General features: G+C 69.7%; 21 protein-coding genes. 9 read left to right on the top strand and 12 right to left on the bottom strand.

What is annotated here, in order from left to right; all coding sequences use genetic code 11:
• Positions 1-40: 40 nt before the first annotated feature.
• Genes recO through ACWIHT_RS38170 form a run of 3 tightly spaced genes read left to right on the top strand, consistent with a single transcriptional unit; the run spans position 41 to position 2,253 of the window.
• Entirely contained in the window at positions 41-790 is a 750-nt protein-coding gene (gene recO, locus ACWIHT_RS38180) for a DNA repair protein RecO (RefSeq protein ID WP_456173084.1), read from the top strand.
• 53 nt (positions 791-843) lie between these two features.
• Positions 844-1,695 (top strand): isoprenyl transferase, encoded by an 852-nt coding sequence (locus ACWIHT_RS38175; protein WP_456173083.1) that lies wholly within the window; start codon positions 844-846, stop codon positions 1,693-1,695.
• Positions 1,696-1,740: 45 nt separating this feature from the next.
• A complete protein-coding gene (locus ACWIHT_RS38170) occupies positions 1,741-2,253 on the top strand; it encodes a YcxB family protein (RefSeq protein ID WP_456173081.1) in 513 nt (170 codons plus the stop codon).
• Positions 2,254-2,267: 14 nt separating this feature from the next.
• Here ACWIHT_RS38170 and ACWIHT_RS38165 read toward each other — a convergent pair whose 3' ends face one another.
• From ACWIHT_RS38165 to ACWIHT_RS38150, 4 genes are read right to left on the bottom strand one after another with little or no spacing between them, the layout of a single operon-like run.
• Positions 2,268-2,684 (bottom strand): Fur family transcriptional regulator, encoded by a 417-nt coding sequence (locus ACWIHT_RS38165; RefSeq protein ID WP_200710771.1) that lies wholly within the window; start codon positions 2,682-2,684, stop codon positions 2,268-2,270.
• 59 nt (positions 2,685-2,743) lie between these two features.
• Positions 2,744-3,646 carry a metal ABC transporter permease gene (locus ACWIHT_RS38160; protein ID WP_456173080.1) on the bottom strand — a complete coding sequence of 301 codons (903 nt, stop codon included), beginning with the start codon at positions 3,644-3,646 and terminating at the stop codon, positions 2,744-2,746.
• Positions 3,646-4,398, bottom strand: coding sequence for a metal ABC transporter ATP-binding protein (locus ACWIHT_RS38155; RefSeq protein ID WP_456173079.1), 753 nt, complete (start codon positions 4,396-4,398; stop codon positions 3,646-3,648). The genes ACWIHT_RS38160 and ACWIHT_RS38155 overlap by 1 nt, the downstream gene beginning before the upstream one ends.
• A 17-nt stretch (positions 4,399-4,415) precedes the next feature.
• Positions 4,416-5,372: a metal ABC transporter substrate-binding protein gene (locus tag ACWIHT_RS38150; protein WP_456173078.1), complete on the bottom strand. Its 957-nt coding sequence runs from the start codon at positions 5,370-5,372 to the stop codon at positions 4,416-4,418.
• Positions 5,373-5,557: 185 nt separating this feature from the next.
• Between ACWIHT_RS38150 and ACWIHT_RS38145 the strand changes: the two genes are divergently transcribed.
• Both ACWIHT_RS38145 and ACWIHT_RS38140 read left to right on the top strand, forming a co-directional pair.
• A complete protein-coding gene (locus tag ACWIHT_RS38145; protein WP_456173077.1) occupies positions 5,558-6,940 on the top strand; it encodes a glycine--tRNA ligase in 1,383 nt (460 codons plus the stop codon).
• Positions 6,941-7,117: 177 nt separating this feature from the next.
• A complete protein-coding gene (locus tag ACWIHT_RS38140) occupies positions 7,118-7,729 on the top strand; it encodes a LysE family translocator (RefSeq protein WP_456173076.1) in 612 nt (203 codons plus the stop codon).
• 3 nt (positions 7,730-7,732) lie between these two features.
• On the opposite strand, the gene ACWIHT_RS38135 is transcribed toward ACWIHT_RS38140, so the two are convergent.
• Complete coding sequence (locus tag ACWIHT_RS38135; RefSeq protein WP_456173075.1) at positions 7,733-8,779, bottom strand: chitinase; 1,047 nt, start codon at positions 8,777-8,779, stop codon at positions 7,733-7,735.
• 162 nt (positions 8,780-8,941) lie between these two features.
• Between ACWIHT_RS38135 and ACWIHT_RS38130 the strand changes: the two genes are divergently transcribed.
• A complete protein-coding gene (locus tag ACWIHT_RS38130; RefSeq protein WP_456173074.1) occupies positions 8,942-9,970 on the top strand; it encodes an aldo/keto reductase in 1,029 nt (342 codons plus the stop codon).
• Positions 9,971-10,008: 38 nt separating this feature from the next.
• On the top strand, positions 10,009-10,593 hold the full coding sequence (locus ACWIHT_RS38125; RefSeq protein WP_456173073.1) for a TetR family transcriptional regulator: 585 nt from the start codon (positions 10,009-10,011) through the stop codon (positions 10,591-10,593).
• 13 nt (positions 10,594-10,606) lie between these two features.
• Here the strand turns inward: ACWIHT_RS38125 and ACWIHT_RS38120 are convergent, their stop codons facing one another.
• The 4 genes from ACWIHT_RS38120 to ACWIHT_RS38105 form a co-directional block, all read right to left on the bottom strand.
• Positions 10,607-11,032: a hypothetical protein gene (locus ACWIHT_RS38120; protein WP_456173071.1), complete on the bottom strand. Its 426-nt coding sequence runs from the start codon at positions 11,030-11,032 to the stop codon at positions 10,607-10,609.
• 75 nt (positions 11,033-11,107) lie between these two features.
• Positions 11,108-12,241, bottom strand: coding sequence for a serine hydrolase domain-containing protein (locus ACWIHT_RS38115; protein WP_456173070.1), 1,134 nt, complete (start codon positions 12,239-12,241; stop codon positions 11,108-11,110).
• An 81-nt stretch (positions 12,242-12,322) separates the two neighbouring features.
• Entirely contained in the window at positions 12,323-12,529 is a 207-nt protein-coding gene (locus tag ACWIHT_RS38110) for a hypothetical protein (protein ID WP_456173069.1), read from the bottom strand.
• A 122-nt stretch (positions 12,530-12,651) separates the two neighbouring features.
• Entirely contained in the window at positions 12,652-14,079 is a 1,428-nt protein-coding gene (locus tag ACWIHT_RS38105) for an MFS transporter (protein ID WP_456173067.1), read from the bottom strand.
• Positions 14,080-14,180: 101 nt separating this feature from the next.
• Here ACWIHT_RS38105 and ACWIHT_RS38100 point away from each other — a divergent pair, with 101 nt between their 5' ends.
• Positions 14,181-15,077: a helix-turn-helix transcriptional regulator gene (locus ACWIHT_RS38100; RefSeq protein WP_456173066.1), complete on the top strand. Its 897-nt coding sequence runs from the start codon at positions 14,181-14,183 to the stop codon at positions 15,075-15,077.
• A 28-nt stretch (positions 15,078-15,105) separates the two neighbouring features.
• Here the strand turns inward: ACWIHT_RS38100 and ACWIHT_RS38095 are convergent, their stop codons facing one another.
• Complete coding sequence (locus ACWIHT_RS38095) at positions 15,106-15,798, bottom strand: hypothetical protein (protein WP_456173064.1); 693 nt, start codon at positions 15,796-15,798, stop codon at positions 15,106-15,108.
• A gap of 713 nt (positions 15,799-16,511) precedes the next feature.
• A complete protein-coding gene (locus tag ACWIHT_RS38090; RefSeq protein ID WP_456173063.1) occupies positions 16,512-17,957 on the bottom strand; it encodes an MFS transporter in 1,446 nt (481 codons plus the stop codon).
• Positions 17,958-18,078: 121 nt separating this feature from the next.
• Between ACWIHT_RS38090 and dusB the strand changes: the two genes are divergently transcribed.
• Positions 18,079-19,245, top strand: a complete 1,167-nt coding sequence (gene dusB, locus ACWIHT_RS38085) for a tRNA dihydrouridine synthase DusB (RefSeq protein WP_456173062.1) — start codon at positions 18,079-18,081, stop codon at positions 19,243-19,245.
• Here dusB and ACWIHT_RS38080 read toward each other — a convergent pair.
• Positions 19,242-20,849, bottom strand: coding sequence for a sulfatase-like hydrolase/transferase (locus tag ACWIHT_RS38080; protein WP_456173183.1), 1,608 nt, complete (start codon positions 20,847-20,849; stop codon positions 19,242-19,244). The two genes, dusB and ACWIHT_RS38080, sit on opposite strands and share 4 nt — an antisense overlap.
• Between the last annotated feature and the right edge of the window lie 560 nt (positions 20,850-21,409).

The raw sequence follows: 21,409 nt of genomic DNA, 5'->3' as shown, positions 1-21,409 counted from the left end.
ACGGCACAGGGCCACTGGGCCGTAGGGGACAATGGGCGACATGAGCCTGTTCCGCGACGACGGCATCGTGCTGCGCACCCAGAAGCTGGGTGAGGCGGACCGGATCATCACGCTGCTCACGCGGGGTCATGGGCGGGTACGCGCGGTGGCGCGCGGGGTGCGGCGGACCAAGTCGAAGTTCGGGGCCAGGCTGGAGCCCTTCTCGCATGTGGACGTCCAGTTCTTCGCGCGGGGGAGCGAACTGATCGGCCGCGGGCTGCCGTTGTGCACCCAGAGTGAGACGATCGCTCCGTACGGTGGCGGGATTGTCGCCGATTACGCGCGGTACACCGCCGGTACGGCCATGCTGGAGACGGCGGAGCGGTTCGCCGACCACGAGGGCGAACCGGCCGTACAGCAGTATCTGCTGCTGGTGGGCGGGTTGCGCACGCTCGCCGGCGGGGAGCACGCGCCGCATCTGATTCTCGACGCGTTCCTGCTGCGGTCGCTCGCCGTCAACGGGTACGCCCCGAGCTTCGGGGACTGTGCGAAGTGCGGGATGGCGGGACCCAACCGGTTCTTCTCCGTGGCGTCCGGCGGCGTCGTCTGCGCGGACTGCCGGCCGGCCGGGAGCGTCGTACCCTCACCGCAGGCCCTCGAACTGCTCGGTGCGCTGCTCACGGGAGACTGGGAGACGGCGGACGCGTGCGAGGCGCGCCATGTGCGGGAGGGGAGCGGGCTGGTCTCCGCCTATCTGCACTGGCATCTGGAACGCGGGCTGCGCTCGCTGCGGTACGTGGAAAAGTCGTAGGTCGTCGTAGGTCGTCGTAAGTCATAGAGGTCGTAGAGGGAGACGGGAACGTCATGGTTGTACGCGGGATCCTGGGGCGCCAGCGGCGCGAGTACAGGGCGCCGGAGCCGCACCCGTCGGGGGCCACCGCGCCGAAGCTGCCGGGTGAGCTGATCCCGAAGCACGTGGCGATCGTCATGGACGGGAACGGGCGGTGGGCGAAGGAGCGCGGGCTGCCGCGCACCGAGGGCCACAAGGTCGGCGCCGAGCGGGTGTTGGACGTGTTGCAGGGCGGCGTCGAGATGGGGGTCGGCGCGATCTCGCTGTACGCCTTCTCCACCGAGAACTGGAAGCGCTCGCCCGACGAGGTGCGCTTCCTGATGAACTTCAACCGCGACTTCATCCGCAAGACCCGCGACACCCTCGACGAACTCGGCATCCGGGTGCGGTGGGTGGGCCGGATGCCCAAGCTGTGGCGGTCGGTCGCCAAGGAGTTGCAGATCGCCCAGGAGCAGACCAAGAACAACGACGCGCTCACGCTGTACTTCTGCATGAACTACGGCGGGCGGGCCGAAATCGCCGACGCGGCAAGGGCGTTGGCCGAGGACGTGAAGGCGGGCCGGCTCGACCCGGCCAAGGTCGACGAGAAGACCTTCGCCAAGTACATGTACTACCCGGACATGCCCGAGGTGGACCTGTTCCTCCGGCCCAGCGGGGAGCAGCGCACCTCCAACTACCTGATCTGGCAGAGCGCCTACGCCGAGATGGTCTTCCAGGACGTGCTGTGGCCGGACTTCGACCGCCGTGACCTGTGGCGCGCCTGCGTCGAATTCGCCCAGCGGGACCGGCGGTTCGGCGGCGCGGTACCGAACGAGAAGCTGCTCGCGATGGAAGCGGCGATGCGGGGTCGGCCCGAGGAGGGCTAGACGCTACGGCTACGATCCCGCCTCATGGACATGGGGCGGGAAGACGTGACAGGGCGAGTGGTCGAGCTGGAGTTCCGGCCGACGGTCGAGGACTTCGTGGCGGTGCTGAGAGCGCGTAAGCGGGTCAGCAGGTCCGCGCGAAGACAGAACTGGATGGTCGGCCTGGCGCTCGGCTTCGGTGCTCTGGTGATCGCCACCAAACTGTCCTCGGGCGACCCGCTGCCGGTCCCGATGACCGTCCTCGTGGTCGTCGCCGTGCTCCTGCTGGTGTTCCAACCCCAGCTCATGGCCCGCACGATCCAGCGCGTCGCGGAGCGCCGGGGCGAGTTCCGGGTGACCGTGACGGACGCCGGGGTGACGGTGGCCACCGACAGCACGTCCACGTCGCTGAACTGGACCGCGCAGCCCCGCTACCGGGAGACGGCGGACGGCTTCTACATGTTCAGCCCCGAGAAGAACGCCGCCAACTTCACCCTGCTGCCCAAGCGCGGCCTGCGGGACCCCGCCGACGCGGACCGGCTGCGGGAGATCCTCGACGCCCACCTCAGCCGGGTCTAGGCCCGGCCCAGGGCCTAACCGGCCGCCGCCGCGCACTCCGCGCACGTGCCGAAGATCTCCACCGTGTGCGCCACGTTCACATAGCCGTGTTCCGCCGCGATCGCCTCCGCCCACTTCTCGACGGCCGGGCCCTCGACCTCGACCGCCTTGCCGCAGACGCGGCAGACGAGGTGGTGGTGGTGATCGCCGCTGGAGCAGCGGCGGTAGACGGACTCGCCTTCGTCGGTGCGCAGGACGTCCACCTCGCCGGCGTCGGCGAGGGACTGGAGGGTGCGGTAGACCGTGGTCAGGCCGACCGAGTCGCCCTTGTGCTTGAGCATGTCGTGCAGTTCCTGGGCGCTGCGGAACTCGTCCACCTCGTTGAGCGCCGCCGACACGGCGGCACGCTGGCGGGTGGATCGTCCCTTCACGGGCGGGCCGGCCGTCGTCACCGTTGCCTCCTCACGTCTGCACTTTGCCGGGCCATTGTGCCAGCCCGGACTGTGCTTGGTCAGACGCCGATCTCGTCGGCGGCCCCCCGGGTGGCTGGAATCACGCACTCCACCGGGTCCCCGGCGGGTCGCGCGGCGGCCGCCGCCCTGGCCCGGCGGCGGGCCAGCGGGGCCGCGAGTGCGGTGAGCGCGATGAACGCGCCGATGGTCAGGAGCACGATCGTCGCACCGGGCGGGACGTTCTGGTAGTACGAGGTGACCGTGCCGCCGATGGTCACGCTCACGCCGATCGCCACCGCGATCACGAAGGTCGCGGCGAAGCTCCGGCTCAGCTGCTGGGCGGCGGCCACCGGGACCACCATCAGCGCCGACACCAGCAGCAGCCCCACGACCCGCATCGCTACGGTCACCGTGACGGCCGCCGTGACCGCCGTCAGCAGGTTCAGCGCGCGCACCGGCAGCCCGGTGACCCGCGCGAACTCCTCGTCCTGGCTGACCGCGAACAGCTGCCTGCGCAGCCCCAGCGTGACCGCCACCACGAAGGCCGCGAGCAGACAGATCGCGGTCACGTCGGACTGGGAGACCGTCGAGAGCGATCCGAAGAGGTACGACGTGAGGTTCGCGTTGGAGCCCGTGGGCGCGAGGTTGATGAACATCACGCCGCCGGCCATACCGCCGTAGAAGAGCATCGCGAGGGCGATGTCGCCGCGGGTCTTGCCGTACCAGCGGATCAGTTCCATGAGGATCGCGCCGAGGACGGAGACTCCGGTGGCCATCCAGACCGGGGAGGTGTTCAGGAGGAAGCCGAGGCCCACGCCCGTCATGGCGACGTGGCCGATGCCGTCGCCCATGAGGGCCTGGCGGCGCATGACGAGGTAGATGCCGACGGCGGGGGCGGTGATGCCGACCAGGACGGCGGCGAGCAGGGCCCGCTGCATGAAGGCGTAGTTCAGGAAGTCCATCAGCTCAGCAGTCCTGTGTGAAGCGGCTCGTGCGGGTGGACGTGGTCGTGGCCGGGCAGCGCGTGCTGGCCGAGGGCGCGCGGGGGCGGGCCGTCGTGCTGGACGCAACCGTCGCGCAGGACGACCGCGCGGTCGATCAGGGGCTCCAGCGGGCCGAGTTCGTGCAGCACGAGCAACACCGTTGTGCCCTCGGCGACTTGGCGGGACAGGGTGTCCGCGAGGACCTGCTGGCTGGCCAGGTCGACGCCCGCCATCGGCTCGTCCATGATGAGGAGTTCAGGTTCGGCGGCCAACGCGCGGGCGATCAGCACGCGTTGGTGCTGGCCGCCCGAGAGCGCGTTCACCGAGTCCTTGGCGCGGTCCGCCATGCCGACCAGCTCCAGGGCGTGCCGTACGGCCGCGTGGTCCGTCTTGCGCAGCAGGCCGAAGCGGGTGCGGGAGAGGCGGCCGGAGGCGACGATCTCGGTGACCGTGGCGGGCACCCCGCCCGCGGCCGTGGTGCGCTGCGGTACGTACCCCACGCGCCGCCAGTCCCGGAAGCGGGCCCGGTCGGTGCCGAACAGCTCGATCTCGCCCTCGCTGACCGGGACTTGGCCGATGATCGTGCGGATCGCGGTCGACTTGCCGGAGCCGTTGGCGCCGAGCAGCGCGACGACCTCACCGCGGTGCACGGTGAGGTCGATACCCCGCAGGACGGGGCGCGAGCCCAGCTCGGCGCGGACTCCGCGCAGCGATATGACGGGCTCGCCCATGACGTCCTCCGTAACGGTCACTTGGTTCCCAGCGCGGTCCGCAGCGCCTTGAGGTTGGCCCGCTGGACCGAGAAGTAGTCCGTGCCGCGGGACTTCTTCGTGATGCCCTCGATGGGGTCGAGGACGTCGGTCTTCAGGTGCGCGTCGGCGGCGACGGTCTTCGCGGTCTTGTCGCTGACGAGCGTCTCGTAGAACACGGTGGTGACGCCGTCGGCCTTCGCCATCTTCTCAAGGTCCTTCACGCGCTCGGCACTGGGCTCCGACTCGGGGTCGAGGCCGTTGATGGCCTCCTCGGTGAGGCCGTAGCGCTCGGCGAGGTAGCCGAAGGCGGCGTGGGTGGTGATGAACACCTTGGTCTTGGTGTCGGCGAGGCCGGTCTTGAACTCGTTGTCGAGCGCGCCCAGTTGCTTGACCAGGGCGGCGGTGCGCGTCCGGTAGTCGGCCGCGTTCTTCGGGTCGGCCTTCTCGAAGGTCTTGCCGACTCCCTCGGCGACCTGGGCGTAGCGCACCGGGTCGAGCCAGATGTGCGGGTCGAGGCCGGCCAGTTCGTCGTTCTCGGAGGTGTCGTGGGAGGCCGCGTGGCCGCCGACCTCGTTGCCGTGCTTCTCCAGTGTGGTCATGGCGGCGGCGTCGATCTTCGTCTTGATCTCGGACTGGTCGACCGCCTTGTCGACGGCGGGCTGGAGGTTCTTGAGGTAGAGCACCGCGTCGGACTCCTGGAGCGCGACGATCTGCTGCGCGCTGATCTCCAGGTCGTGCGGTTCCTGGCCGGGCTTGGTGAGGCTGGTGACGTGGACGTGACTCCCGCCGATCTGCTCGGCGAGGTACTGGAGCGGGTAGAACGACGCGACGACGTCGAACTTGTCGGTGTTGGCGGCCGCCGCGCTGTCGGAGCACGCGGAGAGGGTCCCGAGGCCGAGGGCGGTGGCCGCGGCTATCGCGATCCCGGATATGTGGCGTCGTCGTACGTTCATGACAGTCATTTTCAACTGAGATGGAAACCGTTGTCAACAAGCTGCGGTCAGGGAACCGATTTGATACAGGGGTAGGAGGCGCCGGTAACCTAAGTCATTCGCCCGCCCGTCTCCCGACCACCACCCCCCACCGAGGCGCTTCGCGCCGCCCCTTATTACCGTCCATTCGTCATGAAGAGAGCATCGTGGCCGCCGACAAGATCGACACCATCGTCAGCCTGAGCAAGCGCCGTGGCTTCGTATTCCCCAGCAGTGAGATCTACGGCGGCCAGCGCGCCGCTTGGGACTACGGGCCGCTGGGTGTCGAGCTCAAGGAGAACCTGAAGCGCCAGTGGTGGCGCTACATGGTGACGTCGCGCGAGGACGTGGTCGGTATCGACTCGTCCGTGATCCTGGCCCCCGAGGTGTGGGTCGCCTCGGGCCATGTCGCCACCTTCTCGGACCCGCTGACCGAGTGCACCTCCTGTCACAAGCGGTTCCGCGCGGACCACCTGGAGGAGGCGTACGAGGCCAAGCACGGCCGCGCCCCCCAGAACGGCCTCGCCGACATCAACTGCCCCAACTGCGGCAACAAGGGCCAGTTCACCGAGCCCAAGGAGTTCTCGGGCCTGCTCTCCACCCACCTGGGCCCGACGCAGGACACCGGCTCCGTCGCCTATCTGCGCCCCGAGACCGCCCAGGGCATCTTCACCAACTTCGGCCAGGTGCAGACCACTTCGCGCAAGAAGCCGCCGTTCGGCATCGCGCAGATGGGCAAGTCCTTCCGCAACGAGATCACGCCCGGCAACTTCATCTTCCGCACCCGCGAGTTCGAGCAGATGGAGATGGAGTTCTTCGTCAAGCCGGGCGAGGACGAGAAGTGGCAGGAGTACTGGATGCAGGAGCGCTGGAACTGGTACACCGGCCTGGGCCTGCGCGAGGAGAACATGCGGTGGTACGACCACCCCAAGGAGAAGCTCTCCCACTACTCCAAGCGCACCGCCGACATCGAGTACCGCTTCCAGTTCGGCGGCAACGAGTGGGGTGAGCTGGAGGGCGTCGCCAACCGCACCGACTACGACCTGAACGCCCACTCCAAGGCCTCCGGCCAGGATCTCTTCTTCTTCGACCAGGAGGCCCAGGAGCGCTGGACGCCGTACGTCATCGAGCCCGCCGCCGGTGTCGGCCGCGCGATGCTGGCGTTCCTGCTCGACGCGTACGTCGAGGACGAAGCCCCCAACGCCAAGGGCAAGTTGGAGAAGCGCACGGTGCTGCGCCTCGACCACCGCCTCGCCCCGGTGAAGGTCGCGGTGCTCCCGCTGTCCCGCAACCCCGAGCTGTCCCCGAAGGCCAAGGGCCTCGCCCAGGCGCTGCGGCAGAACTGGAACATCGAGTTCGACGACGCCGGTGCCATCGGCCGCCGCTACCGCCGCCAGGACGAGATCGGCACGCCGTACTGCGTGACGGTCGACTTCGACACTCTTGAGGACAACGCGGTGACGGTCCGCGAGCGCGACTCCATGAAGCAGGAGCGCGTGTCGCTGGACCAGATCGAGGGCTACCTCGCCGGGCGTCTCGTCGGCGCCTAGGCCAGTGGGGGTGCTGTCCCTTGGGGCAGCACCCCCAGACCCCCATCGGCCCTGAAGGGGCCTGGTCCTCGAACGCCGGACGGGCTGAGTGTGCTCGTCCGGCGTTGGCCATTGGTCCTCGATACAGGCGTCCCATTGGCCCTGCTGCCGGGACAGCGGCCCCGCCACGCTGAACCCATGAGCCTCGCCTTTCTCCTCACCACGCTCGTCGTGGTCGCCACCCCCGGCACCGGTGTCGTCTACACCCTCGCCGCCGGTCTCTCCCGCGGGCGCCGCGCGAGCGTCCTCGCGGCCTTCGCCTGCACGCTCGGGATCGTGCCGCACGTGCTGGCCACCGTCATCGGGCTGGCCGCGCTGCTGAACGCCAGTGCCGCCGCCTTCCAGATCCTCAAGTACGCCGGTGTCGCCTATCTGCTCCACATGGCGTGGGCGACGGTGAAGGACAGGGCGGCGATCGATGTCGACCAGGACAGCGCGCCCCTGTCCTCCGGCCGTGTGATCGTCCGGGGTGTGCTGATCAACATCCTCAACCCGAAGCTGACGATCTTCTTCTTCGCGTTCCTGCCCCAGTTCGTGAGCCCCGACGAACCCCACTCCGCTGTACGGATGTTGGCGCTCAGCGGCGTCTTCATGCTGGCGACGTTCGTCGTCTTCACCGCGTACGGCGTCCTCGCCGCCTCCGTCCGCGGCCACGTCACCTCACGGCCGAGGGTGATGACCTGGCTGCGGCGGAGTTTCGCGGGGTCGTTCGTGGCACTGGGCGCGAAGCTGGCGTTCACTGCCCGCTAGACGTCAACGCCCTTGCAGCGCCTTCACGTTGTCGCCGAACGTCCAGTTCTTCGAGCCGTCCCAGTTGATCGACCAGGTCATCAGGCCCTTGAGGGACGTGCCGTAGTGCCGCCAGGCCTGGGAGACCAGGGACGGGGTCATGTAGCCGCCGCCCGCGCCCGATTGGGCGGGCAGGCCCGGGACCTGCCTGTCGTAGGGGACCTTGATCGTCGTGCCCTGGACGACCAGGCCCTTGTTGAGGCAGTCGGTCTGGGCGGTGAAGCCCGCGACCGTGCCCGCCGAGTACGAGTCGCCGGAGCAGCCGTACATGCTGCCGTTGTAGTACTGCATGTTGAGCCACCACAGGCGGCCGTTGTCCGCGTACTTCTTGACGATCGGCAGGTACGCGCCCCAGATCGAGCCGTAGGTGATGCTGCCGCCGGTGACGTACGCGGTCTCCGGGGCCATCGTCAGGCCGAAGTTGGACGGCATCTGGGCCAGGATGCCGTCGACGATGCGGATCAAGTTGGCCTGGGACGTGGAGAGTTGGCCGATGTTTCCGCTGCCCACCAGGCCCGTCTCGATGTCGATGTCGATGCCGTCGAAGTTGTACTTCTTCAGGATCGGCACGATCGTCGAGACGAACTTGTTCGCCACGGTGGTCGAGCTGAGGTCGATGCCCGCCGCCGCGCCGCCGATCGACATCAGGATCGTCTGGCCCGACGCTTTCGCCGCGCACATCTCGGCGGGCGTGGCCACCTTCACTCCGGCGTCCATGCCGTCCTCCCAGAGGGCCGTTCCGTCGGAGCGGATGACCGGGAAGGCCGCGTTGAGCACGTTGTAACCATGCGTGGCGATCGCGGAGTTGGTGATCGGGGTCCAGCCGAAGGGCGGGTGGACGCCGTTGGACGAGCCGTCCCAGTTCTCCCAGTAGCCCTGGAGGACCTTGCCGGCCGGGCGGGACTTGACCGCGCAGGTGTCGGCCGCGGACGCGGCCCCGGCGACGGGGAGTTGGGCGAGACAGGCCGCCGTCAGGGCGGTGGCGAGCAGGTGCAGGGCGCGACGGAGCATACGGGCCTCCCGGTGGGGGTGCGGTGAGGTGTCGTATCCATGACAGTGCGCGTGGTCCAGACCTTTCGTCAAGAGGTCTGGGCCGCACGGGGGAGGGTTGGAGTGACATATTTGGAATGACAGATATTGAAATCTGTCAGCTGTCATGCCAAGGTGGTCCACATGACGATCCCCACGACCCCCCCGATCCCCACGCGCTCGCTCGGCACCACCGGCCCCCGCGTCTCCGCCCTCGGCCTCGGCTGCATGGCCATGTCCTCCGCCTACGCCGAGGCCGACCGGACCGAGGCCATCGCGACCATCCACGCCGCCCTCGAAGCGGGCGTCACCCTGCTCGACACCGGCGACTTCTACACCATGGGCCACAATGAGATGCTGATTGGCGAGGCCCTGCGCGCCGCCCCCGCCGCCCGCCGCGAACAGGCGCTCACCAGCGTGAAGTTCGGGGCCCTGCGCGGTCCGGACGGTGCCTGGAGCGGTTACGACGGGCGGCCCGCCGCCGTGAAGAACTTCGCCGCCTACTCGCTGCAACGCCTCGGCGTCGACCACATCGACGTGTACCGGATCGCCCGGGTCGACCCCGACGTACCGATCGAGGAGACGGTCGGCGCGATCGCCGAACTGGTCGAGGCGGGCTACGTCCGGCACATCGGCCTCAGCGAGGCGGGCGCCGACACGATCCGCCGGGCCGCCGCCGTAGCGCCCATCGCGGACGTGCAGCTGGAGTACTCGCTGATCACCCGGGGCATCGAGGACCGTATCCTGCCGGCCACCCGTGAACTGGGCATCTCCGTCACCGCGTACGGCGTGCTGTCCCGCGGTCTGATCTCCGGGCACTTCGCCGCCGACCGGCAGCTCGGCGCGAGCGACTACCGGACGTACTCGCCGCGCTTCCAGGGCGACAACCTCCAGCACAACCTCGGCCTGGTCGAGCAGTTGCGGAAGCTCGCCGAGCAGAAGGGCGTCACCGTCGCGCAGCTCGCCACCGCCTGGGTGCTGTCCCGGGGCGAGGACATCGTGCCGCTGATCGGCGCGCGGACCCCGGAGCGCCTGACGGAGTCGCTGGGCGCGCTGGACGTCGTACTCGACGCGGCGGACCTGGCCGCGATCGAGGCGGCCGTACCGGCGGACTCGGCGCTCGGCGAGCGCTACCCGGCCGCGGCGATGGTGCACCTCGACAGCGAGCACTGATCCCGATCCGGATCCGGCCTGCGGGTACGGTCTTCACCATGGCAGCGAGTGAGACCCTGACCGCCGAGCGCATCCTCGAAGCGACCGAGGAGGTGCTGCGCCGCCACGGCCCCGCGAAGGCGACCGTGGTGGACGTGGCCCGCGCGCTCGGCGTCAGCCATGGCACCGTCTACCGGCACTTCGGGACGAAGGCCGCGCTGCGCGAGGCGGTCACCAAGCGCTGGCTGGACCGTACGGCGCTGACGCTGGCGTGCTTCGTGACGGAGGACCGCGGCCCGGAGGACCGGTTGCGGAACTGGCTCACGGGGCTGTTCGAGGCCAAGCGGAAGAAGGCGGGCGGCGATCCCGAGCTGTTCGCCACGTACTCGGTGCTCGCCGAGGAAGCGGGCGAGGTGGTCGGCGCGCACATCGACGAGCTGACCGGCCAGCTCACCGAGATCGTCCGGGCGGGCGTCGACGACGGTGTCTTCACGGTCTCCGACCCGGCCGTCGCCGCCCGCACGGTCTTCCAGGCCACCGGCCGCTTCCACGATCCGTCCTACGCCCGGGAGTGGCTGAAGCCGGGCGTGGAGGCGGAGTTCGAGGCGATGGTGGAGCTGCTGCTGCGCGGGCTGCGCGGCTGACGGCGGGCTCCGGTCACGTCACCTTGACGGTCACGGTCGGGGAGTACGTCGTACCGGCCGCGATCCGCAGATGTTCCTGGCCCTTGGTGTTGAGCTTCGCGGTGAGCGAGTAGCTGCTGCCGTTCTTGACCGTGGTGCTCCCGTTCAGCGCGTTCCACTTTCCGGCCTTCTCGTGCTGGAGAACCAGCTTGGTGCCGACCTTCAGGCCTTTCGTACGGCCGCTGAAGGTCACCTTGTCACCGGCCTTGACCGTGTTCTTGTCGGCCTTGACGGTGATCGAGCCCATCGCGCTCGGGCTCGCTTTGGGGCTCGCTTTCGAACTCGTCTTCGGGCTCGGGGACGCGGCGAAGGCGCCCGCCGTCCCGGCCGACAGCAGGGCGAGACTCAGGGCACCGGCGGCGATCGTACGGGTGCCGCGACCGTGGAGTGAGACGTGCACGGGGGACTCCTCTCGTTCGGCTGATCACGCCCGTCCATGCTCACGCCGGTCGGCCGCGACGGCGACTCGGGAGCGTCAGCGCCCCGCCGCGCACTCCCAGAACTCCCGCATCAGCCGCATCGGCGTCGGGCCCGTCATCGCCACCTGGGTCAGCAGGATCGTGACCGTGTCCGTCGGCGGGACGATGTGGGCCGTGGTGCCGGTGCCGCCGATCCAGCCGTAGCGGCCGGGGACGTTCCACGGGTCGATCGGGTCCACGTCGACCTGGCCGCCGTAACCCCAGCCCTGGCCCTCCAGGAACAGGGTCGCGGCCTCGCGCTGGGCGGCCGTGAGGTGGTTCGTGGTCATGCGGCTCACCGAGGTGGGGGTGAGGATTCCCTGACCGCCGGCCAGCAGCATGCGGGCGAACGCCAGCCAGTCGTCGGCCGTGGAGACCAGGGCCCCGCCGCCCGAGGGGAAGCGCGGGACGCGGCTGTAGTCGCCGTCCGGGGTGTCCGTGAGGCGCAGGGTGCCGTCCTCGGCCGGGGCGTAGGACGAGGTGAAGCGGTCGCGTTTCGACTCCGGTACCTCGAAGCCGGTGTCCCGCATGCCCAGCGGTTCGAAGATCCGCTCCGCCAGGAAGTCGGGGAAAGCGCGGCCCGACACCCGGGCGGCCAGGATGCCCTGGAGGGCGGACGAGGTGCCGTAGAGCCAGGCCTCGCCCGGCTGGTGCAGCATCGGCACCTGGGCGAGCAGGCCCAGCCAGGTGTCCGGGTCCGGCCAGTCCCCGAAGGGGCGGCTGTGGTCCTGGATCGTGAACAGGGACCGCGCGGCGGGCAGCGCGAAGTCGGAGGGGAGTCCCCAGCCGGTGCGGAAGCTGAGCAAGTCCTCGACGGTGACCGGGCGTTCGGCCGCCACGACGTCGTCGACGGGGCTCGTGGGGGTGCGGACCACCATCGGCTTCGCCAGCTCCGGGAGCCACTCCGCCACCGGGTCGTCGAGCCCGATCCGGCCCTCGTCCACCAGCGTCAGCAGCGCCGCCGCCGTGATCGGCTTGGTGATCGACGCGATCCGGAAGATCGAGTCGCGGGCCATCGGGGCGGTGCCCTCGACGTCGACGGCGCCGACGGCCACCACCTCGACGTCGTCGCCACGGGCCACCAGGCCCACCGCCCCCGGCACGGTGCCGTCGTCGACGCGTCGCCGCAGGGTGTCGTGGAGAGAGCTCATCGGTCGGCCTTCCGGTCGGAGGAGTCGCATCGGCTTCACCGGATACGACTCTCCCCGCCGCGCGAACTCATCGCTCCCCGGTCAGCCGCCGGACGGATCCACCGTGGCCTGGTGCTCCTCCGCCAGGTGCTCCTCCGCCTTCAGCCAGGGCAGGAACTGCGCGCTCTTCTTCCAGCCGCAGGTGTCGCACTTGATCATGCGCTGCGCGCCCTTGCGCTGCACGCGGACGACATGTTCCCGCCCGTGCTGGTCCCAGCGGCTCACCTTGCTCGTGTTGATCTGCAACATGTGCCTCGCCTCCGCTCAGGAGTCTCCGGCAAGGAGTGTGCAGCAAGACCAACATCAACGGGGCGCAATTCACGGCGAGTTGTCCAAGCTGTGAACATGTCATCCCGCTGTTCGTCCCGCGGTCAGCCGATCGTGCGCGGCAGCCGCAGGCTGAGCAGCCCGGTCAGCACCACACCCGCCAGCTGCACCAGCAGCGTGGTCACCAGGGCGTCCCGCATGCCCATGCCCGGGATCAGCGACAGGAACAGTGTGCCGAGCGTGGCCACACCGAGCGCCAGCGCCGACTGCTGGGTGGTCACCATCACCCCGGCGCCCACCCCGGCCCGAGCCGCCGGTACCTCGGACAGCACGATCCGGAAGATGATGGGCAGTTGGAGCGCCTGACCGGCACCGGCGACCGCCATCCCGGGGAGCAGTTCGACAAAGCCCAGGTCCGGCCAGGAGCGCCACGCGGCCAGCACGATCAGGCCCACGCCCACCCCCTGCACGACCGAACCCACCGCCACGACCCGGGTGCCGTACCGGGTCACCAGGCGCGGCCCGGCCAGCGAGACGAGGAAGAACGCCACGGCCATCGGGGCGAGCGCCAGGCCCGCCGCGACCGGACCCAGGTCGGCGCCGCGTTGCAGCGCCACCGCGATCACGAACATGAAGCCGGAGAAGCCGATCGACAGCGGCAGGATGATCGTCAGCCCGCGCCGCAGCGAGGTCAGCGCCAGCAGACTCGGCGGCACCAGCGGCGTACGGCCCTGCCGGTCCGCCCTGCGCTCCACCGCGTAGAACGCGGACACGATCCCCGGGAACGCGGCCAGCGACAGCCACGTCCACAGCGGCCAGCCCGCCGCCCGGCCCTCGGTCAGCGGCACCAGCAGCGCCAGCAGGGAGGCAGCCAGCAGGAACGTGCCGGGCACGTCCACCGGCTCCGGGTGCTGCGAACGTGTCTCCGGTACGACCTTCGCGGCCAGGAACAGTCCTACGACGACCACCGGCACGTTCACCAGGAACACCGCGCGCCAGCCGGTACCGGCTATGTCGGCGGCGACCAGGACCCCGCCGAGGATCTGCCCGGCCACCATCGCGAGGCCGGCCGTCGCGCCGTACAGGCCCATCGCCTTGGCGCGGCGCGGGCCCTGGGTCGCGGACTGGATGGTCGCCAGGACCTGCGGGAGCATCGCGGCGGAGGCCGCGCCCTGCGCGATCCGCGCGGCGACCAGCGTCCAGGCGGTCGGCGCGAGGCCGCAGGCCAGCGAGGTCACGCCGAACGCGGCCATCCCGCCCAGGAAGAGCCGACGGCGCCCGAACAGGTCGCCGAGCCGGCCGCCGAGGACGAGCAGCACGGCGTACGAGACTCCGTAGCCGGCGACGACGAGTTCGAGGACGGCCTCGCTCGCCGAGAGGTCCCTGCTGATGGTCGGCAGGGCTACGTTGACGATGAAGAAGTCGATGAGGGGCAGCGCCGCGGCCAGCAGCACCGTGAACAGTCCGAGGCCGCCGAGCACGGGTGGCGCCGCCGGGGATCGGACGGTGCGGGAAGTGATGGTTTCGGTCACGCCGACGAGCCTGCGCCTGTCGGCAGACTGGTACCAGAGTGTCCTTATCCTGGTAGCAGGACTACCTGGAAACAGGGTCCGCGCGGCGGCAGACTGGGATGATGACAACGATGGCACAGGAGACGGTGACAGCGACAGGGGCGGCGCGAACAGGGTCTTCGCAGACCGCGTCGACGGTCCGGCGCCATGAACTCGCCGCGTTCCTGCGCCACCGCCGCGAGCACATCGCCCCCGAGCAGGTCGGCCTGCCGCGCGGCACCCGGCGCCGTACGCCGGGGCTGCGCCGCGAGGAGGTCGCGCAGCTCGCCGCGGTCGGCGTCACCTGGTACACGTGGCTCGAACAGGCCCGGGACATCCAGGTCTCCGTACAGGTCCTCGACGCGCTGGCCCGCACCCTGCTGCTCGACCGCAGCGAGCGCAGCCACCTGTTCCAGCTGGCCGACGCGACCGATCCGCAGCCGGCCACCGTCTGCCCGGTCGTCACACCCGCCCTCCAGGCGATGCTGGACCAGCTCGACCCCATCCCGGCCTGCCTCCAGAACGCCCGCTACGACATCCTCGCCTACAACCGCACCTACGGGATGCTGCTCTGCGACCTGGACGCGGTGCCGCCCGAGGACCGCAACTGCATGATCCTCTCCTACACGCACCAGGAGTGGCGGTCCTCGATCGTGCACCTGGAGAAGACCCAGCGGCTCATGGCCGCCCGCTTCCGGGGCTCGATGGCCGACCATCTCGCCGACCCCACCTGGAAGATCCTGCTCAAGCGGCTGCACACGTCCCCCGAGTTCCGCGAGGTCTGGGACCGCCACGAGGTGATGGGCGCCAGCCCCCGCCGCAAGGAGTTCCGCAACTCCCACGTCGGCCGCCTCACGGTCGACCACACCGACCTCTGGCTCGGCCCTTCGCGAGGCCCGCGGATGGTGACGTACGCACCGGTGGACGAGGAGTCGAGGCAACGGCTGGAGCGGCTGCACGCGATCGCGCTGGAGAAGTGAGCCGGGGCTGCCTCCGCCGCGTCAAGTCTCAAGTCCTGGGATATCCGGACCGGTTGAGCCTCGGGTTGCTCAGGGTCATGAACTCCCGCCCCCGCCGCAGATCCTTCACGACCTCCTCCCAGCCCGGTTCGTCCACCGGCTCGTAGCCCTCGCGGACGTACTCGACGAAGGTCCACCAGCTCTCGAAGTTCGGTGCCGCGTGGCGCAGCGCGTGATGGTGATTGATCTGGAAGTCGGAGGGCCGGCTCGGACCGGGAATCCGCCGGCCCCACTCCAAGTCGTCGTCCTTGCGCAACGCCTCCAGCCGCCGGGGTATGTCGCCCATGCTGTAGGCGTACGGATCGAGCCGCAGCGCCGGCCGGACGATCTGGAGCAGTTCCGCCTCGGGATGCGGACCGAGCCCGATGGTGTGCTCGAAGATCCGGCGCAGCCGCTCGCAGATCGCCTCGCTGAGGTACTTGGCGAACCAGTGGGCATCGCCCTCGTAGAACTGCGGACTGAGGCCGACCAGTACCTCGTCGGTGTCGTACACCAGCCAGAAGGCGTGACTTTCGATGCCGTGGCTCTCCGAATGCCGGAGGTAGCAGGCACGCAGCCGACCGAGCGGCAGGTGCTCGACCCGCTTGTGGCGCCAGGGCGTCCCCCTCCGGGTGAGGGTCAACGACCGTCCGTCGAACGAGAACGTCCACCCCGAGCACCGCATGACCATCGCATCGGACATCTCCGTAATTTACTGACCCCACCGACAACTGACAACGCATGGATCACACGTCGGCCCAGCTCCTACGGGTCCTGCGCGTTCTACGCGTCCTCCGCGTCCTACGCGGTGATCCCGGCGGCCTCGGGTACTTCGGCGGATGACGGCTTCTGCGCGGTGGGTTCGGGGGTTCGCGGGGTTGGTTCGGACCGCGCGTCGGCGATCTGACGGTCCTGACCGGCCAACTGGGTGGTGTCTGGGGAGTGTTGGGCCGTCCCGGAGGGTTACGCGGTGACCTCGGCGGCCTTGCGGACTTCGGTGGATGACGGCTTCTGCGCGGTTCGTCCGGTGGTCTGTCGGGGCCGGTTCGGCCTGTGTGCTGTCTGCGTCGCGTGGCCCGTCGTTGGCTCGCCCAGTGTCACTGGCACCGTCGGCCTGTGTGTCGGCGATCTGACGGTCCTGACCGGCCAACTGGGCGGTGTCTTGGGAGTGTTCGGCCGCCCCGGAGGGTTACGCGGTGACCACGGCGGCCTCGCGTACCTCGACGGACGACAGCTTCTGCGCGGTTCGCCCGGCGGTCTGCCGGGCCGGTTCGGCCTGCGCGCTGCGTGCGTCGCGTGCCCGTCGTTTACTCGCCCAGTGTCGCTGACGCCGTCGGACCGCGCGTCGGCGACCTGACGGTCCGTACCGGCCAACTCGGTGGCGTCCAGGGAGCGTTCGGCCGACGCCCCGGAGGGCTACGCGGTGATCCCGGCCGCCTCGCGGACCTCTACGGACGACAGTTTCTCCGCCGTGCGTTCGGCGGTTCGGCGGGCCCAGGCGCCGCTGGTGACCGCGCCGAGCACCAGTACGGCCAGGCCGCACACCACGAGGATCCACCAGCCGGGCCTCGCCGCCGACACGAACGTGTCCTTGTACGACGACGATCCGATCCCGGAGGCCAGCACGGCGCCGACCACCGCGACGCCGAGGGTCTGGCCCAGTTGACGGCTCGTGGAGGCTACGGCGGCAGCAACTCCCGCCTGTGCGCGCGGCATTCCGGACACCGCCGTGTTGGTGATCGGCGCGTTCACGAAGCCGAAGCCGATGCCGAACAGCAAGTACCCGATGAAACGCGAGACGTTGGACGTCTCCGCCTCGAACCCGGCGAACAGCAGCGCGCTCACGGTCATCGCGGAGCCCGCGATCAGGAGGGGTATCCGGGGGCCCCGACTGCCCACCAGGCGGCCGGAGATCGGCGCGCACAGGAACGTCGGCACCGCCATCGGCAGCATCCACAGCCCGGCGTGCAGCGCGTCCAGACCGACCACGTTCTGCAGATACAGCGTGGACAGGAACAGGAAGCCGCCCAGCGCCGAGAACGCGCTGATCGCGATCACCGTGGCCCCGCTGAACGGCGCCGAGCGGAAAAAGCGCAGGTCGATGAGGGGTTCGTCGCGCCGCGGCTCGTACCAGACGAGGCCGACGAGGGCGACCAGCGCGAGCGCCGCGAAGGGCAGGATCGTCGTGAATCCGGAGCTGGGCGCCTCGATGATCGCGTACGTCAGCGAGCCGAACAGCGCGATCACCAGGAGCTGGCCGACCGGGTCGGCACGGCGGGCCTTGGGCGCGCGTGACTCGGGGATGAACCTCAGCGTGAGCAGCAGCGCGGCCACGCCCACCGGCAGGTTGATCCAGAAGATCGACCGCCAGCCGACCGAGTCCACCAACAGGCCGCCGATCAGCGGTCCGGCGGCCATCGATATGCCGACGACCGCACCCCACACGCCGATCGCCCGGGCCCGCTCGCGCGGCTCGGTGAAGGTGTTGGTGATGATCGACATCGCGACCGGGTTGAGCATCGAGCCGCCGACCGCCTGGATCATGCGGAACCAGATCAGCGCGTTCAGGTCGGGCGCGAGCGAGCAGAGCAGCGAGCCCACGCTGAAGACCACCAGGCCGACGATGAAGACCCGCTTGCGGCCGATCCGGTCGGCGGTGGAGCCCGCCAGCATCAGCAGGGAGGCGAGGACCAGGGTGTACGCGTCGATCGTCCACTGCAAACCGGAGGTCGAGGCGTGCAGATCCGTCTGCATCGCGGGCAGGGCGACGTTCAGGATGGTCACGTCCAGGCTCACGATCAGCAGACTCATACAGCAGATCGCGAGCACCAGCATGCGGCGGCGGTGGCTGAGCTCGGGCATGCGAACCATCGTACGCGAAACTCGATAGTGCGTCTAACTAATGACCGCTACATGATCTCCGGCCACCGCCCGCCCACCGCTCCGTCCGCGGGCACCGCAAGCCGTGCGCCACAATGGAGGAATGTCCACGCCCGTGTCCCTGCCCGCGCCCCCGGCCGTGCCGCCCTTGCGGATCGGCCCGCACACCGTCTCGCCGCCCGTCGTCCTGGCCCCCATGGCCGGGATCACCAACGCGCCCTTCCGCACCCTGTGCCGGGAGTTCAGCGGGGGCAAGGGCCTGTTCGTCAGCGAGATGATCACGACGCGGGCGCTGGTCGAGCGCAACGAGAAGACCATGCAGCTGGTCCACTTCGACGCGACCGAGAAGCCGCGTTCGATCCAGCTGTACGGCGTGGACCCGGCGACCGTCGGCAAGGCCGTCCGCATGATCGCGGACGAGGATCTCGCCGACCACATCGACCTCAACTTCGGCTGCCCGGTGCCGAAGGTCACCCGCAAGGGCGGCGGTTCTGCACTCCCGTACAAGCGGAACCTGCTGCGGGCGATCCTGCGCGAGGCCGTCAGCGGGGCCGGGGACCTGCCCGTCACCATGAAGATGCGCAAGGGCATCGACGACGATCACATCACGTTCCTCGACGCGGGCCGCATCGCCGTCGAGGAGGGCGTCACCTCCATCGCCCTGCACGGCCGCACCGCCGCCCAGCACTACGGCGGCACCGCCGACTGGGACGCCATCGCCCGGCTGAAGGAGCATGTGCCGGAGATCCCCGTGCTCGGCAACGGCGACATCTGGTCTGCCGGGGACGCGCTGCGGATGGTGCGCGAGACCGGGTGCGACGGCGTCGTGGTCGGACGCGGCTGCCTGGGGCGGCCGTGGCTGTTCGCCGACCTCGTGGCCGCCTTCGAGGGGCGTGAACAGGACGTCCTGAAGCCGGAGTTGCGCGAGGTCGCCGACATCATGGTGCGGCACGCGACCCTGCTCGGCGAGTGGATCGGCGACGAGGCACGCGGAGTCATCGACTTCCGCAAGCACGTCGCCTGGTACCTCAAGGGCTTCGCGGTCGGCAGCGAGATGCGCAAGCGCCTCGCCATCACGTCCTCGCTGGACGAACTCCGCTCCGGCCTCGACGAGTTGGACCTCGACCAGCCCTGGCCCACGGGCGCCGACGGGCCCCGCGGCCGTACGTCGGGCAACAACAGGGTGGTGCTGCCCGACGGTTGGCTGAAGGACCCGTACGACTGCGCGGGGATCGGCGAGGACGCCGAACTCGACTCCTCGGGCGGCTAGTTGGTCTTCGGGTGGGAGGTGGAGCCGTACGCCGTGAGGAACTTGTCGCGGAAGGCGCTCATCTTCCACACCGGGGCGTCGTGCGCGGGGCGCAGGCCGTCCGTCCAGTTCCAACTGTCGACCTTCTCAAGGACCTTGGGGTCCTTGGCGACGATCGAGATCGGCACGTCACGGCTGGCGTGGTTGCCGCTGACCCGGGCGATCGGCTGGTGGTCGCCGAGGAAGACCAGCACGGTGTTGTCGTTGCCGTAGCGCTCCAGCCACTGGGTGAGGGAGTCCACCGAGTACTGGATCGACTTGCCGTACTCCTCGCGGGACTTGGTGGTGTCGGCGATGACGTCGGAGGCCTTGTTGCCGGCCTTCTCGATCGCGTCGAAGATCGAGCCGTTGCCCAGCTGGTCCCACGGCACGAGCTTCGGGATCGGCGCCCACGGCTGGTGGCTCGACGTCAGGATGATCATCGACATCAGCGACTTGCCGTCGGTGCGCGGCTTGCTGTGCACCTGCTTCTGGAACTGCTCAAGGGTGTACTGGTCGGGCATCGTCGACCAGCTGAACTTCGGTCCCTTGTAGCCCAGTTGGAAGGCGTTGTAGACCTTGTCGAGGCCGTAGAAGCTCTGCTCGGGCCAGCCCTTCTGCACGCCCGGCATCACACCGACCGTGTCGAAGTCGCCGGTCTTCTTGAAGGCGTCGGTCAGGCTCAGGTGGTCGCTGGCCATCACCGTGCGGTAGCGCTGCTGGTTGTTGATCCACAGCCCCGACATGGTGGTCGAGTGGCCCAGCCAGCTGCTGCCGCCGTAGGTCGCCGACGTCAGCCAGCCGCTCTTCGCGGAGAAACCGGCCTTCGACAGGGCCTTGGTGTCGGCGGCGAGCGTCTCGTCGACACCGGGCGCCATGATCGGGTCCTCGATCGCGCTACGGCCGTAGCTCTCGATGAAGGTGAAGATCATGTCCTTGCCGCGCAGGTCCGGGACGAGCTGGCTGCCCGGGGTGTTGCCGAAGGCGTCGACCTTGGCGACCTTCTTGAACTCCGCCTCGTCGCGCAGGGTGTTGCGGATCGCCTGGCCGCGGAGCTTGAGGATCGCCGCGGTGTGGTCCGCGGCGAGCGGCACGCCGCCGGAGACCTGGAGGCCGAAGGCCGTGCAGGTGATCCAGACGGTGCCCGCGATCAGCGCGCCCCGGGACGCCTCCGCCTTGTGGGCGGCCAGCAGGTTGCTGAGCCGGACCACGGCCAGCGCGACCAGCACGATCAGCAGCAGGACGAAGAGGACGACACCGACCGTGACGGCGGACGTGACCGTCCCGCCGAGCGTGTCCACGAGATAGCCGCGGGCGTCGGCGAACAGGCTCCAGTCCAGGATGACGTTGAAGCCCCGGCCCAGGTATTCGTTGAAGCCCATGTCGAGCATGTTCAGGATCGCCACGACGGCGGTCAGCGCACCGCAGAACGCCGCCAGCACGATCCGCGGCCGACGCGGCAGGCTCATCAGGACGACGGCCCCCATGATCGCCTCGGCCGGAAGCCGCATGAACTCGGTGGGCTTCAGGCTGTTCAGCGTCGTCGGCATCAGCAGGCAGACGTAGACGACGGTGGCGGCGAGCACGGTGACGGTCCAGGACGCGACGCGCGCGGCGACGGGATGCTTCTCCCGCCAGCTCCGTATCCGCCGCCGCAGTCCCAGCCGACTGCTCCAGGTACGGGGGCCGGGGCGGGTGGGACGGGGGGTGGTGGCGGGGGTGCTGTCCGTGGCGGGGGCTTCGGGGGCGGGGGTGACTTCGGGGACGGCGTCGGTGGTGGTCGAGGCGGCTTCGGCGTCGGCTTCGGGATCCGTGGCGGGCGAGCCGGTGGCGCCGGCCTCGGCGCCGGAGTCCGCCGGGGAGGTCGCGGTGGCCTTCTCGGCGGCTTCGTCTTCGGCGACTACGGCTTCGGAGTCGGGGTCCTCGGAGTCGCCGGCGTCGGTGCCCGCGTCGGCATCGACGTCGGCGGCATCCGTGTTCTCGGTCGCCTCGGGCTCTGCCGCCTGGGACCCGGTTTCGGCCGCGGCCCCCGCGGGAGCCTCCGCCGGGGCCTCGACCGGAGTTTCTACCGCCTTTCCGGTCTCGTCGTCCGGGGTCTCCACGACTGGCTCGGCCTCGGCCGGAGTCTCTACGACAGTCCCGGCCC

It is taken from the genome of Streptomyces sp. NPDC002276, assembly GCF_053891435.1.
The sequence above is the reverse complement of the archived record's forward strand: the minus strand, read 5'-3'. Positions and strand labels throughout refer to the sequence as shown.

Excerpts from the sequence above, each read along its gene's own strand:
- ACWIHT_RS38115 (WP_456173070.1), bottom strand. The coding sequence starts at position 12,241 with ATGAGCTCTCTCCACGACACCCTGCGGCGACGCGTCGACGACGGCACC.
- ACWIHT_RS38175 (WP_456173083.1), top strand. The coding sequence starts at position 844 with ATGGTTGTACGCGGGATCCTGGGGCGCCAGCGGCGCGAGTACAGGGCG.
- ACWIHT_RS38135 (WP_456173075.1), bottom strand. The coding sequence starts at position 8,779 with ATGCTCCGTCGCGCCCTGCACCTGCTCGCCACCGCCCTGACGGCGGCC.
- ACWIHT_RS38155 (WP_456173079.1), bottom strand. The coding sequence starts at position 4,398 with ATGGGCGAGCCCGTCATATCGCTGCGCGGAGTCCGCGCCGAGCTGGGC.
- recO (WP_456173084.1), top strand. The coding sequence starts at position 41 with ATGAGCCTGTTCCGCGACGACGGCATCGTGCTGCGCACCCAGAAGCTG.
- ACWIHT_RS38150 (WP_456173078.1), bottom strand. The coding sequence starts at position 5,372 with ATGAACGTACGACGACGCCACATATCCGGGATCGCGATAGCCGCGGCC.
- ACWIHT_RS38125 (WP_456173073.1), top strand. The coding sequence starts at position 10,009 with ATGGCAGCGAGTGAGACCCTGACCGCCGAGCGCATCCTCGAAGCGACC.
- ACWIHT_RS38100 (WP_456173066.1), top strand. The coding sequence starts at position 14,181 with ATGACAACGATGGCACAGGAGACGGTGACAGCGACAGGGGCGGCGCGA.
- ACWIHT_RS38160 (WP_456173080.1), bottom strand. The coding sequence starts at position 3,646 with ATGGACTTCCTGAACTACGCCTTCATGCAGCGGGCCCTGCTCGCCGCC.
- ACWIHT_RS38090 (WP_456173063.1), bottom strand. The coding sequence starts at position 17,957 with ATGCCCGAGCTCAGCCACCGCCGCCGCATGCTGGTGCTCGCGATCTGC.
- ACWIHT_RS38110 (WP_456173069.1), bottom strand. The coding sequence starts at position 12,529 with ATGTTGCAGATCAACACGAGCAAGGTGAGCCGCTGGGACCAGCACGGG.
- ACWIHT_RS38130 (WP_456173074.1), top strand. The coding sequence starts at position 8,942 with ATGACGATCCCCACGACCCCCCCGATCCCCACGCGCTCGCTCGGCACC.
- dusB (WP_456173062.1), top strand. The coding sequence starts at position 18,079 with ATGTCCACGCCCGTGTCCCTGCCCGCGCCCCCGGCCGTGCCGCCCTTG.
- ACWIHT_RS38095 (WP_456173064.1), bottom strand. The coding sequence starts at position 15,798 with ATGTCCGATGCGATGGTCATGCGGTGCTCGGGGTGGACGTTCTCGTTC.
- ACWIHT_RS38140 (WP_456173076.1), top strand. The coding sequence starts at position 7,118 with ATGAGCCTCGCCTTTCTCCTCACCACGCTCGTCGTGGTCGCCACCCCC.